This is a genomic window from Candidatus Methylarchaceae archaeon HK02M2 (assembly GCA_024256165.1).
In the GTDB taxonomy this organism is placed as follows: Archaea; Thermoproteota; Nitrososphaeria; order Nitrososphaerales; family JACAEJ01; genus HK02M2.
Window position 1 is genome coordinate 1 of record JAKLZG010000075.1, and the last position, 12,829, is coordinate 12,829.

Genomic DNA, 12,829 nt, shown 5'->3' on the forward strand with positions numbered 1-12,829 from the left:
AGCTCAAATAGGAGGTTTGATGGATGCTCCATTAATGTTGCAGACTATGATAATCCCTCGTGAAGTTGATGAACAAGCTCATAATTTAGACGTAGCAGAACAGTACTCTACAACATTTTACGAAGCCACTTTAAAAAGCAAACCTCCGAATAATGTTGTAGATATAATCAATATTATAAAAGATAGATTAAAAGATGAAAACCAATTTTATGGTCTAAAATTTACACATGATACTGATACCATATTTGTTAAAAGAAATAGAAATATGTATTCCACTTTAAAGACTCTTTTTGAGAAGCTTGATAAACAGATAGAGTTGGCAATAAAAATAAATGCAGTAAATCCCGATGAAGTTGTATCTTCTGTCTTAAAGACCCATATACTTCCAGATGCAATTGGAAATATGAGAGCATACACCTCGCAAAAATTACGTTGTAAATCATGTGGTAAAAAACATAGACGATTCCCCCTTAAAGGAGTTTGTCTCGATTGTGGCGGAAATTTACAACCAACAGTGACAAGAGCTTCAATAGAAAAATATCTGTCTCTCGGATTAAAATTGTCAGAGAAGTTCGAAGTAGGGGAATACATAAGAAGTCGATTTAAGATAATATCTGAAGAGATTTCATCATTATTTATTTCGAATGATAAAGGGACTCAACTTGAGCTAACAGATTTTTTAAATTGAAAGTACAATAATAAATTTAGCGTATTTTAATATATTCATAAGCTTTCTTTGTAGATTCGAAGCAATAATGTATTTTATCGAAATCTTTACGCAAATTTATAACATCTTGCTTTACTCTTTTTGGTTCCTCACCTTTAATCACAACCCTTGCAATCAGCTCAGCTATATGTTCCATATCGCTTTCTTTCATACCAAGTCTTGTACACTCTTGACTACCAAGCCTTATACCACCAGGATTTTGATAATGCCTATCGAATTTTAAATCATAAGCTAGTAAATTTCTGTTTAAGATTATATTTGCTTTCTCAAGCTGCTCTTCTAAATCTCCACCTAAACCATACTTTGTTACATCCACTATAATTACATGAGATTGAGTGAACCCTTTCTTTTCACCTAAAACTTGAAACCCTTTATCATAAAGAGCTTGAGCTAAAGCTTTGGAATTCTTAATAACTTGTGAAGCATACTCCTTACCAAACTCTAAGAACTCAGTAAAAGTAATGGCCTTCCCACATAGATGATGTAAATGATGATTACTAACATTTGAAGGAAAGGTCGCTTTTTTAATCAATTCAGCATATTTATCAAACGATAACACACACCCTCCTTGAGGACCGAATAATGTCTTATGAGTGCTCATACTCATTACATCTGCTCCTTCATTTAAAGGATCTTGAAATTTCCCACCTGCTATTAATCCAGCTACATGAGCCGCATCATAACAGACCTTTGCCCCTATTTCGTGAAAAACATCTACCAGCTCTCTTAATGGATGAGGTTGAGTCAAGACCGAACCACCAAACATCGCTAACTTTACTTTCTTACCTTCGTTGGTAATTCGCTTTACCTTCTTTTTTGTTTCATCTATATCTATGTTCATTTCTTCAATATCAAATGGAAAGTATTCAACATTTAGCTTTGATACAGAACCTGCCGTTCCTCCTAATAACTTCCTTCCAGTAGATATATGTCCACCACTGGCTATTGAAAGAGAAAACATAGTGTCCCCTACATCTGTGAACGCGGTATATACCACTAGGTTGGCACAAACTCCTGATACGGGCCTTACATCAGCGAACTCCGCTCTGAAAAGTTTTTTAGCTAACTCAATTGCTATGAGCTCAACTTTATCGATGTAAATACATCCTGCATAAAGTCTCTCGCCCGGCCAACCTAACCGAGATGCTTTTTAATAAGCACCTTTTCGGCGTATCTATTCCCGAAGTCACTTACTATGGCTTCATGTACTGCCGGACTCGGTATATTTTCACTAGCTATCAAAGGTATGGAATTCGAGAACCATCTATGATGTTGCTTGATTAGTGAAAAAACCTCATCATAGTAATCTTTCGGTGCTTTGTTTATCATTTTAATCAGCTCATACTCTATAATATTCATTTATTAAAATTTCTACTTATTTTGAAGTAAAATAGAGACTATCCTTAGTAATGTTTCCTTAGGAAACTTCCTCTTTTTTTTCAGTACTTATTTCAGTATCAATCTCTTTGATAACCTTCATCTTGACCTCTTTGATCAGACTAATACCTCTACTTGAAATTACTGAACCCGCGAATATGATTATAACAAGCATTGTAGATAACATTAAAACATTTGACGTATCCGTGAATAAAGAGCTAGATATAGTACTCCCATCAATTTCTGGAGTTTCGAAAAAATGAGGAACAGGTAACACGCCTACAAGATAAGAATAAGCCATAACTACTGAATATGTTACTATCGCAAGACCAGCCCCCAATAGTACATACCCAATAATCCTTTCTGTTCCCATACCCAATAATCCTTTCATTCCCATATTAAGAACCTCCGTAAGAAAGACCTTTTATTCAGTTAAATACATTAAATTTTACTAAAAACTAAATTAATGAATATTTTGTAATAATGTATTTATTTAGATGATATAAGACATGAGTAGAGGCGCGAGAAAAAAATGGTTACATATAAAGTTCCCGTCATAGCAGGTGATGGCATCGGTCCTGAAGTAATAGCCGAAGGTAAGAAGGTCCTCGAAGTTGTTGCTGAAATGGACGGATTTAACATAGAGTGGATAGAATATCCGTTTGGTGCAGAAAACTACCTTTCTACAGGAGAGTTGATCAGTGAAGATGCTCCCGAAGAGTTAAAAAATTATAAATCGATTTATTTGGGCGCCCTTGGAGACCCAAGAGTGGAACCAGGCATCCTTGAACTAGGTATTTTATTGAAGCTTCGCTTTTACTTTGATGAATATGTCAATCTTAGACCTGTAAAACTATATGAGGGTGTACCAACTCCTCTAAAAAACAAAAAGCCGAGCGATATTCAATTCACTGTTATAAGAGAGAACACCGAGGACTTTTACATAGGTCTCGGTAGCAACATAAAGAAGGGTAAAAGTAAGCATAAATTAGACTTAATTAGAGACATCTATCACATTCGCTTCGGCTTGGATATAGATTCAGATGCTGATGAGATAGCCTATCAACTAGGGGTCATAAGTAGGGAAGGAGCTAGGAGAGTTATTGAATACGCTTTTAATTACGCAAAGAGCCATGGGAAAAGTAAAGTTACAGGAGTTGATAAAGCAAACGTTTTGACACATGTATATGGTCTTTGGAGACGAGTTTTTAATGAAGTTGCTAAAAACTATTCTAATATAAAATCAGAATTTGCTTTTGTAGACGCGACTGCTATGTGGTTCATCAAGAATCCTGAGTGGTATGAAGTTCTAGTTACGCCCAACCTATTTGGAGATATTTTAACAGACCTTGGTGCTATGATTCAAGGTGGATTGGGTGTAGCTCCGGGAGGGAATATCAACCCAAAAGGTACTTCAATGTTCGAACCAATTCATGGTTCTGCGCCTAAATATAAAGGAATGAATAAAGTAAATCCTGTCGCAACGATCTTAGCAGGATGTTTATTACTAGAAGATTTGGGACTTGAGAAATCGGCTAATAAGGTAGAGAAGGCTACGGAAGAAATCTTAAGGGAAGGAAAAGTGAAAACTTATGATTTGGGTGGAAATTCTAAGACCAGTGAGGTCGGCGACGCTATCGCTAAGAAAGTGAAAGAATTAACAATATAATAAGCATCATACTATTGCTTTTTTCAGTTTGTTCAATAATCCATCCATCTCTATCAGTTCAAGGATAAAGTCTGGTAGTGGTTGAGCTTGAGCAGATATGTTACGAGACAAGTTCTTAATTTTACCGCTTTTCAAATCCAAACTCAATCTGTCACCATCTTGAACTAAATTCGATAAATTCTCACATTCTAGAACTGGCAGGCCAATATTGATCGCATTCCTGTAGAATATGCGAGCAAAAGATTTTGCTATTACACATCCTATACCCGAATATTTAAGTGATATCGGTGCCTGTTCTCTACTTGAGCCACAACCAAAGTTACTACCAGCAACCACTATTGCATCTTTGCTCTTCTTGATAAAGGATGGATCTACACCTTCCATAGCATGTTTTGCTAACTCATTAGGATCTGTCAAAACGAGATATCTGCTTGGGATGATTACATCGGTATTTACATCATCACCATACTTTATTGCTTTTCCCATTATCTCCAATTTAACCACTCTTATAAGAAGTTGGATCTGTAATTCGTCCTGTTATGGCAGAGACTGCAGCAGTAGCAGGAGATGCTAGATAAACTTTTGACTTCAGGCTACCCATCCTTCCTATGAAGTTCCTGTTCGTAGTACTCAAACAAACCTCACCAGATGCAAGCATTCCAATATGCCCCCCATAACAGGCTCCACAAGTGGGGTTAGCTACAGTCGCTCCAGCAAGAAGAAAAGTCTCAATTAGACCTTCAAGTAACGCGTTTAGATATATTTCTTGTGATGCTGGGATTATTATCAATCTTGTATTATTACTCACCGTATTTCCTTTTAATATTTCAGCAACTATACGTAAATCCTCCAATCTACCATTCGTGCAAGAGCCGATAAAGACTTGATCTAATTCTATCCCTTCCATTTCTGATACAGGTTTTACATTATCAACGGCATTGGGACATGAAACTAAAGGGCGCAGATTGTTAACAGTTATCTCTAATGTTCGTTCATATTCGGCATCTGGGTCGCTTTTAATAATTGAAAATTGATCGCTCGTTCTACTTTTTACATATGTCAAAGACTTCTTATCAGGCTCGACTATACCAACCTTTCCACCTACTTCTATAACCATGTTGCATATTGTCATTCTACCGTCTACACTCATTTCACTTATGGTTGAGCCTTTAAACTCAAGACCTTTATAATTCGCGCCGCTGACTCCTAATATCTTTGCAATTTTTAAGAAGAGATCTTTGGGTGAAACGAATTTTCTAAAATTCCCATTTACCATGACTTTGATCATCTTTGGAACCTTAAACCATAATCTTCCTGTTGTAAAAACTGCAGTCATATCGGTTGAGCCTATACCGGTAGAAAAAGCTCCTATCGCGCCATAGGTGCAGGTATGGGAGTCTGCTCCTACAACTACATCCCCTGGCTTTACATGAGCTTTCTCTACCATTACTTGATGAGAAATCCCGCCTCTTCCAACATCGTAAAAAGCTTTTATCTCCTGCTCTCTTGCGAACTCTCTCATTATCTTGTGCAACTCAGCAGCTTCCACACTTCCTGCAGGAATTGTATGATCCAAGACCATGACTATTTTATCTTTATTCCAAACTTCTTTTGCTCCTATCTCATGAAAGTATTTTATTGTGAGATGCCCAGTTATCTCATTGACCATAGCACAATCAATATTAGCTTCGATTATCTCCCCTGGATATACGGACTCTTTACCCGATGCTCTACTAAGGATTTTCTCAATAATGTTCATTGTAACTTATCTCCTTGATCGTCGACTTAATTAAGTAATTAACGTTTTTTATAGAAATAAATACTATGACCGTTTCTTTTTAATGAGTATCTTATTGATACCATCTATCAACGCTTCTACACTAGCTATCACTACATCTTCACCTGTTGCTCTTGTAGATACCACGTTTCCATCTTTATCTCCAACCTTAATTATCACTTCGGCTAGAGCATCAGAACCGCCTGTAATCGCCGCTAACCTATACTCCCTTAGCTTGATATTTGCCAAATTATCTGTAATCTTCTGAATCGCTTTAACCGCTGAATCGACAGGTCCAACCCCAGTTTCAGCTGCCACATACTCTTTTCCATCCAATACGATCTTAACAGACGCTGTTGGTACTACTTTAATCCCAGTTATAACTGCTAGATCGACAAGATCGATAATTTTCTCCTCCTCTGCAGCCTTTCTCATCACAAATCTGGCAATCGCAGATAAGTCGGTATCAGTGACGGTCTTCCCTTTATCACCTAAATCCTTCACCCTTTCAAGAATTTCTTTCTGTTGGTCTTTTGTTGGTTGCCACCCCATCTCTTCCAGCTTTGCCGCTATACCGTGACCACCAGCATGCTTCCCAGCTTGAAGCCACCTCTTTCTACCTACCATCTCTGGCTTTATAGGCTCATAAGTCAGAGGCGTAGATAATACGCCATGAACATGTATGCCAGACTCGTGACTAAAAGCATTATCACCTACTATTGCTTTATTTGGCTGGACAACTATCCCTGTCAGTTCTGAAACGAGTTTAGAAGTCTCGTAGATCAGCTGAGTGTTTATTCTTGTATTTTTTCTATATAATGAATGTAACGCCATAACAACCTCCTCCAATGCCGCATTACCTGCTCTTTCTCCTAATCCATTGATGGTTACATGAGCCCTTGATGCTCCAGCTTCTATCCCAGCTAGAGTATTAGCTACAGCCATACCAAAATCGTCATGACAGTGAAGACTTATAGGTAGTTTAACTGTTTTTTTGATTTCACTAACGAGCTCATAAATCCTCATAGGCATCATAATGCCAACAGTATCCGGAATATCAATTCTATCCGCGCCAACCTCCTCAACAGCCTTGTAAACTTGTTTAAGATATTCGATATCCGATCTTGTAGCGTCTTCTGCAGAGAACTCAACTTGAACTCCATGGTTCTTAGCATATTCTACGCCTTCAATAGCTTTTTGTAGGGCTTCCTCTCGAGTTAACTTTAGCTTGTATTTTAGATGTATATCTGATGTTGCTATGAATACATGTATACACCCAACTCCACAATCGAGAGCAGCATCTATATCGCTCTTATCCACTCTAGACAATCCACAGATTTCAGCATTAAGTCCTTCTTTAACAATAAGTTTGACACCTTCGATCTCTCCTTTAGAAACTATGGGGAAACCTGCCTCTATCGTATCCACGCCAAGTTTATCAAGCAGACGAGCAACCTCTAGCTTCTCTTCAGGTGTTAGTGATACACCTGGTGTCTGTTCTCCATCTCTTAAAGTTGTATCGAAGATTTTTATGTAATCTTCACTGTTCATTTTTCTATTCCTGCCATCTTTCTAATGAATTTACCCACTACCTCTATCCTGTGATTAGTAATATCTTCCATCAATGTATTTAGTTTTGCCTTGCTCTTTTCAAGATTGCCAGCCCAATCTTTGGCAAAATCTCCACTTTGAATATCTTTTAGGATTATATTCATATTCTCCTTAACGTGCTCATCTATGACTTTAGGACCTACTGTAAGACCGCCATACTTTGCTGTATCTGATACAGCTTTCAACATTCCTGTAAAACCACCCTTGTAAACTAAATCCATTATAAGCTTCATCTCATTACAGACCTCAAAATATGCCAACTCGGGTTGATACCCCTTCTCCACAAGGACCTCGAACCCCTTTGTGATAAGAGATATGAGCCCACCGACCAAAACTGATTGCTCGCCGAAAAGATCAGTCTCCGTCTCATCTTTGAAGGTAGTCTCTAAAACACCAGCCCTTGTACATCCCATCGCTCTACTCATAGCAAGAGCTAGATCTTTACCTCGACCTGAGTAATCTTGGGCTACGGCGATAAGGGCTGGAACACCAAAATCATTCACGTAGGCATCTCTTAGACCCTTTCCAGGGCTCTTAGGTGCGACCATTATAACATCTGCATGAGAAGGAGGAATTATCTGCTGAAAATGAATGTTGAATCCATGAGAAAATCCAAGAGCCTTCCCTTCTCTCATATAGCTAGCGATCTGTGTCCTATATACTATTGGCTGTTCAATATCAGGGATTAACATATGGATTATATCGCCTTTATCTGCTGCTTTTTCAATAGTATATGGCTCGAAACCATCTGCCTTGGCCTTGTCCCACGACGCTCCACCAGACCTCAATCCTAGTATGATATCTAGACCCGAATCTCTCATGTTCAGAGCTTGTGCACGGCCTTGGCTTCCGTAACCTATTACGGCTATTGTCTTCTTCTTTATGACCCCTAGATCAGCATCCATATCATAATATATCTTGGTCATTGTAATCTATTCAACCTCTAACCAATGCAGTTATACCCGTTCTTGCTATCTCTTTGATGCCAAAAGTTGATGCCAAAGTTAAAAATGCATCTATTTTATCGGGCGATCCTGTGACCTCAATAGTTATCGATCCTGAGGCAACATCGACAACTCTACTTCTGAAGACATTAGCATAGTTAATGATATCTGATCTGGCTTTAGCGTCTGTTACATGCAACTTCACGAGAGCCAACTCCCTTACAACAGTACTTTCAGGGCTTAGGACACTCACTTTTAATACATCTATAAGTTTGCTTAATTGTTTGACCAACTGCTCAACTGTAGCCTTATCTCCATCTATCGTTATTGTCATCCTTGATAGGTCTTCGCGTTCTGTTGGTCCGACAGAGATGCTGTCGATGTTAAAATCCCTACATCTAAACATGTTTGAAGCTTTATGAAGGACGCCTGGTTTATTCTCAACAATAGTGGATATTATATAGGTCATAACTCTACTTTTCAATATCATCACCTATAAATGGTATCTTTGAGCCCCTTACCTGCTGGGACCATGGGAAAGACATTTTCTTCGGGAGAGATAGGAACATCTATGACCGTCGTAACTTCACTTTTTAACGCACTTTTCACGACTTTTATAAACTCCTCAAGAGAACCGATACGAAAACCTTGTGCCCCAAATGCCTTGGCCAATTTTTCGAAATTATAAGCTCCTAATTCAACAGCTGAGTATCTCCTTTTATAGAACATCCTTTGCCATTGTGCTACCATGCCTAACATAGAGTTGTTTAAAATCACAACTATAACAGGTATCTTTTCACTAATAGATGTAGCGAGGGAGTTCGAAGTCATCATAAAACTACCATCTCCAGCTATGTCTAAAACAGGTACATCAGGTTTTGCAACTTTCGCTCCAATGGAGGCAGGAAAACCAAAACCCATTGTTCCTAACCCTCCTGAGCTTATGAATGTCCTTGGCTCATATACTTTGAAGTAAAGTGAAGCCCACATTTGGTTCTGACCAACTTCAGTCGTAATTATGGAGTTGTGTGGCAATACTTCTCGTAACTTCTTTAAGAGATTTGGAGGTGCTAAACCCTCACCTTGATCGATTTTGTCTTTAAATTCCTCTCTTATCTGTCGTACCCTCTTAAACCAAAGGTTATCTTCTTTCTTCTCTAGTAGCTTAGCTAACGAATCGTATAACATAGTAAGCGTTTTATTTAAATCACCTACTATGGGAACATCTACCGTCTTGTTCTTTCCTATCTCCGAAGGGTCTATATCTATTTGTATTATTTTTGTATCTTGGCAGAACTCTTCTATCTTGCCTGTAGTCCTATCAGAGAACCTTATCCCTGCTGCTAATAAGACATCTGCTTCCAAAATCAACCTATTCGCTTCAGCAGATCCATGCATCCCTAAAACTCCTAGGGATAATGGATGATTCTCAGGGATGCTACCTTTGCCCATAAAAGTTGTCACAACAGGAGCTAATAAAAGTTCAGCCATTGCTTGTAATTTGAGTGATGCGTTAGAAAGAATTATCCCGCCCCCTGCCATTATGATGGGTTTTTCTGCTTTTGTAAGTAGCTTTATCACCTTCTCAACTTGAAGTGTATGAGGGAATTTATTAGGCTTATAACCTCGAATTTCAACCTTATTTGGAAAAATCATATCAGCAGTATCATTTTGTACATTCTTTGGAAGATCTATCAAGACTGGCCCCGGTCTCCCTGTTGAAGCTATATGAAAGGCCATCTTTATAGTATTTGGAATTTCAGATGCATGCCTCGGTTGGTAATTATGTTTAGTTATTGGTGTAGTTATTCCTATTATGTCAACTTCTTGAAAAGCATCCTTACCTATCAACGATGTTGGAACTTGACCTGTTATCGCAACCATAGGAGCGGAGTCCATGTACGCATTTGCTATACCTGTAACCAAGTTCGTGGCACCAGGGCCTGAAGTTGCCATACATACTCCTACTTTACCACTAGCTCTAGCATAGCCATCCGCCATATGTGCAACAGATTGTTCATGTCGCCCAAGTATATGCCTTATCTTAGAGTCACGCAGTACATCGTAGACTGGAATTATGGCGCCGCCTGGTAAACCGAAGATGACCTCTACTTTCTCTTTATATAGAGCTTCAATAAGAGCCTGAGCCCCAGACATTTTAACCATACTAATGTCCTCCTAAACAAGACCTATGTGTGCAAAAAAGCAAATAGGCTTATTGTAAGACTACGGAGGACAACACAATTACTTCAATAAAATCTAAGCGCTGAGCTATCCCTTCGTATGTATTCTCGCTTTTAACGTCCTCCATAAACCGTCAATTTCAAGGGATGATTTGTAACTAATAAATATATTGGTAAAGAGAAAGGAATTATCCCGAAACGTATATCATTAAATTGGATAAAGATTATCAAGTAGGACATATAATACGAAATGTGCAAGAATATGAGAAGTGATGCCATAAAATGTGGGATAGAAAGGGCACCCCACCGATCCCTTTTGAAAGCATTAGGAGTAACTGATGAAAGCCTTAAGAGACCATTTGTAGCCGTTGTCAATAGTTACACATCTATTGTGCCTGGTCATATTCATTTAAACAAGATAGCAGATGCTGTAAAATTTGGAATAGAGAAAGGGGGTGGAGTTCCATTTGAATTTAACACTATCGCTATCTGTGACGGGCTGGCCATGGGTCATGAAGGTATGAAGTACTCTCTACCCTCTCGAGAAGTCATAGCCGATTCTGTAGAACTCATGATTCAATCCCATGGTTTTGATGGGATGGTGATGATAACGAATTGCGACAAAATAACTCCGGGAATGATGATCGCTGTTGCTCGGCTTGATATCCCGTCTATCTTCGTAACTGGTGGGCCTATGCTTGCAGGTTTTTACAAAGGAAAGAAGGTTGGGTTGATTTCTGTTTTTGAAGCCCTTGGTGGTGTAAATACTGGGAAAATAAGTGAAAATGAGCTGAAGGAGTTAGAAGATGTAGCGTGTCCTACTTTTGGCTCTTGCAGTGGTCTTTTCACAGCTAACACTATGGCTTGCATTACTGAGGCAATGGGCATGTCTTTGCCATACTGTGCTACTTCACTCGCAGTAGATTCATCAAAAATCAGGATTGCGGAAAAATCTGGTGAAAGGATCGTTGAGATGATCAATAATAATCTTAGACCATCTAAAATAATGACGAAGCATGCTTTTGATAATGCTATTGTTGTAGATATGGCTCTAGGAGGTTCTACAAACACCGTTATCCATTTGACAGCTATCGCAAGAGAGTCAAAAATCGATCTTGATTTGTCTAAATTCGATAAGATAAGCAGAAATGTTCCTCATATATGTGATGTATACCCCGGAGGATCTTATATGCTAGAAGACCTAGATCGAGCGGGTGGAATCCCAGCTGTGATGAAGAATCTACGAAAATTCTTACACATTGAATCAATTACAGTTACTGGAAAGAGCGTTGAAGAGAATATAGCACAAGCTTCAGTCTTGGACAATAAAGTGATTCGATCTATAGACGAACCTTTACATTCCGAAGGAGGAATAGCGATCTTAAAAGGTAATCTTGCTCCCAAAGGGGCTGTTATAAAAACTGCAGCTATATCAAAGAAAAACCTACAGTTTGAAGGACCTGCATTAGTCTTTGACTCAGAAGAGAGTTGTATAAAGGCGATATTTAATAATGCTATTAAAAAGGGTAGTGTAGCCGTTATCCGTTATGAAGGTCCTAAGGGTGGACCTGGCATGAGAGAAATGCTCTCGCCAACATCAGCTATAGTTGGTATGGGATTGAGTGAATCTATTGCCTTGATAACAGATGGTAGATTCTCTGGAGGTACTAGAGGTCCTTGTATCGGGCACGTCTCCCCTGAGGCTGCTGAAGGAGGACCTATAGCAGCTTTAAAGAACGGCGATATAATCAAGGTGAACATACTAAAACGCCTCCTTGAAGTTAAGCTATCTGAAGAAGAGATCAATAAACGTTTAAAATATTGGAAACCACCCGAACCTAAGATCAAGTCCGGATATCTATGGAGATACTCTAAGATGGTGAAGTCCGCAGACTTAGGTTGTGCATTGGAATAAAAGCAGAATCTTCCCTCGAAGAGATAGCTGAAGATATTAGAAGATGTAGGTTCTGTATATTACATAAAAATAGAAAGAACACTGTACCAGGAGAGGGCTCTTACAAGGCAAGATTGATTTTGATAGGGGAAGCACCAGGGTCTGGTGAAGATGCTCGAGGTAGACCATTCGTAGGAAGGACTGGAAGAATACTTGACGATATATTAAAATTTGCTAAACTTGAAAGAAGTATTTTGTTCATAACAAGTGTGGTAAAGTGCAGACCCCCTTACAATCGCACTCCAAAAATTAAGGAAAAAAAGGCATGTTTGCCATATTTGAATAGACAGATAAAGTTGATAAAACCAAAGATTATATGAAAAAGTGTTCGTTTTATATACAATTTTGACATAACCTAAAGACATTGGATTTGATAAAGTACCGCCAGATCATGGACTCCCTTTCGGAGTTGAGCGAAGTGAACAGGCGGGCGATAGTGGACTACGAATCACACCTCACCGAGATGCGCTCCAAACTGGGCACGAAGAGGAGCTACGTAGTGTTCCTGAGGCACTTCGCGGAGTTCCTGGGTGAGAAGCCGTTTCAAGCGGTCACCGAGAAGGACATAAAATCCTTCTTGAGGGCCC

Annotated in this window: 14 protein-coding genes; 5 read left to right on the plus strand and 9 right to left on the minus strand. The window is 38.8% G+C overall.

What is annotated here, in order from left to right:
* On the plus strand, nucleotides 1–688 hold a 688-nt coding region (locus tag L6N96_06020; protein MCP8323712.1), incomplete at its 5' end, for a DNA polymerase II large subunit.
* 16 nt (nucleotides 689–704) lie between these two features.
* On the opposite strand, the gene L6N96_06025 is transcribed toward L6N96_06020, so the two are convergent.
* The 3 genes from L6N96_06025 to L6N96_06035 form a co-directional block, all read right to left on the minus strand.
* Complete coding sequence (locus tag L6N96_06025; protein ID MCP8323713.1) at nucleotides 705–1,805, minus strand: serine hydroxymethyltransferase; 1,101 nt, start codon at nucleotides 1,803–1,805, stop codon at nucleotides 705–707.
* A 56-nt stretch (nucleotides 1,806–1,861) separates the two neighbouring features.
* A complete protein-coding gene (locus tag L6N96_06030) occupies nucleotides 1,862–2,056 on the minus strand; it encodes a hypothetical protein (GenBank protein MCP8323714.1) in 195 nt (64 codons plus the stop codon).
* Between the two features lie 88 nt (nucleotides 2,057–2,144).
* On the minus strand, nucleotides 2,145–2,501 hold the full coding sequence (locus tag L6N96_06035; GenBank protein ID MCP8323715.1) for a hypothetical protein: 357 nt from the start codon (nucleotides 2,499–2,501) through the stop codon (nucleotides 2,145–2,147).
* Nucleotides 2,502–2,636: 135 nt separating this feature from the next.
* Between L6N96_06035 and L6N96_06040 the strand changes: the two genes are divergently transcribed.
* Nucleotides 2,637–3,773 (plus strand): isocitrate/isopropylmalate family dehydrogenase, encoded by a 1,137-nt coding sequence (locus L6N96_06040; protein ID MCP8323716.1) that lies wholly within the window; start codon nucleotides 2,637–2,639, stop codon nucleotides 3,771–3,773.
* Between the two features lie 6 nt (nucleotides 3,774–3,779).
* On the opposite strand, the gene L6N96_06045 is transcribed toward L6N96_06040, so the two are convergent.
* The 6 genes from L6N96_06045 to ilvB form a co-directional block, all read right to left on the minus strand.
* A complete protein-coding gene (locus tag L6N96_06045) occupies nucleotides 3,780–4,259 on the minus strand; it encodes a 3-isopropylmalate dehydratase small subunit (GenBank protein ID MCP8323717.1) in 480 nt (159 codons plus the stop codon).
* 10 nt (nucleotides 4,260–4,269) lie between these two features.
* Complete coding sequence (locus L6N96_06050) at nucleotides 4,270–5,532, minus strand: 3-isopropylmalate dehydratase large subunit (protein ID MCP8323718.1); 1,263 nt, start codon at nucleotides 5,530–5,532, stop codon at nucleotides 4,270–4,272.
* 63 nt (nucleotides 5,533–5,595) lie between these two features.
* On the minus strand, nucleotides 5,596–7,101 hold the full coding sequence (locus tag L6N96_06055) for a 2-isopropylmalate synthase (GenBank protein ID MCP8323719.1): 1,506 nt from the start codon (nucleotides 7,099–7,101) through the stop codon (nucleotides 5,596–5,598).
* Nucleotides 7,098–8,087: a ketol-acid reductoisomerase gene (ilvC, locus tag L6N96_06060; protein MCP8323720.1), complete on the minus strand. Its 990-nt coding sequence runs from the start codon at nucleotides 8,085–8,087 to the stop codon at nucleotides 7,098–7,100. Before ilvC ends, L6N96_06055 begins: the two co-directional genes overlap by 4 nt.
* Nucleotides 8,088–8,097: 10 nt before the next feature.
* On the minus strand, nucleotides 8,098–8,589 hold the full coding sequence (gene ilvN / locus L6N96_06065) for an acetolactate synthase small subunit (GenBank protein ID MCP8323721.1): 492 nt from the start codon (nucleotides 8,587–8,589) through the stop codon (nucleotides 8,098–8,100).
* A gap of 5 nt (nucleotides 8,590–8,594) precedes the next feature.
* Complete coding sequence (gene ilvB / locus L6N96_06070; GenBank protein MCP8323722.1) at nucleotides 8,595–10,271, minus strand: biosynthetic-type acetolactate synthase large subunit; 1,677 nt, start codon at nucleotides 10,269–10,271, stop codon at nucleotides 8,595–8,597.
* 279 nt (nucleotides 10,272–10,550) lie between these two features.
* Between ilvB and ilvD the strand changes: the two genes are divergently transcribed.
* The 3 genes from ilvD to L6N96_06085 all read left to right on the plus strand — a co-directional run.
* Nucleotides 10,551–12,203: a dihydroxy-acid dehydratase gene (gene ilvD, locus L6N96_06075; GenBank protein MCP8323723.1), complete on the plus strand. Its 1,653-nt coding sequence runs from the start codon at nucleotides 10,551–10,553 to the stop codon at nucleotides 12,201–12,203.
* Complete coding sequence (locus tag L6N96_06080) at nucleotides 12,188–12,562, plus strand: uracil-DNA glycosylase (GenBank protein ID MCP8323724.1); 375 nt, start codon at nucleotides 12,188–12,190, stop codon at nucleotides 12,560–12,562. The genes ilvD and L6N96_06080 overlap by 16 nt, the downstream gene beginning before the upstream one ends.
* Before the next feature lie 44 nt (nucleotides 12,563–12,606).
* Nucleotides 12,607–12,829 (plus strand): hypothetical protein (locus L6N96_06085; GenBank protein ID MCP8323725.1); only part of this gene is annotated, 223 nt, incomplete at its 3' end.

Excerpts from the sequence above, each read along its gene's own strand:
- L6N96_06030 (MCP8323714.1), bottom strand. The coding sequence starts at position 2,056 with ATGATAAACAAAGCACCGAAAGATTACTATGATGAGGTTTTTTCACTA.
- L6N96_06035 (MCP8323715.1), bottom strand. The coding sequence starts at position 2,501 with ATGGGAATGAAAGGATTATTGGGTATGGGAACAGAAAGGATTATTGGG.
- L6N96_06040 (MCP8323716.1), top strand. The coding sequence starts at position 2,637 with ATGGTTACATATAAAGTTCCCGTCATAGCAGGTGATGGCATCGGTCCT.
- L6N96_06045 (MCP8323717.1), bottom strand. The coding sequence starts at position 4,259 with ATGGGAAAAGCAATAAAGTATGGTGATGATGTAAATACCGATGTAATC.
- L6N96_06050 (MCP8323718.1), bottom strand. The coding sequence starts at position 5,532 with ATGAACATTATTGAGAAAATCCTTAGTAGAGCATCGGGTAAAGAGTCC.
- L6N96_06055 (MCP8323719.1), bottom strand. The coding sequence starts at position 7,101 with ATGAACAGTGAAGATTACATAAAAATCTTCGATACAACTTTAAGAGAT.
- ilvC (MCP8323720.1), bottom strand. The coding sequence starts at position 8,087 with ATGACCAAGATATATTATGATATGGATGCTGATCTAGGGGTCATAAAG.
- ilvB (MCP8323722.1), bottom strand. The coding sequence starts at position 10,271 with ATGGTTAAAATGTCTGGGGCTCAGGCTCTTATTGAAGCTCTATATAAA.
- ilvD (MCP8323723.1), top strand. The coding sequence starts at position 10,551 with ATGAGAAGTGATGCCATAAAATGTGGGATAGAAAGGGCACCCCACCGA.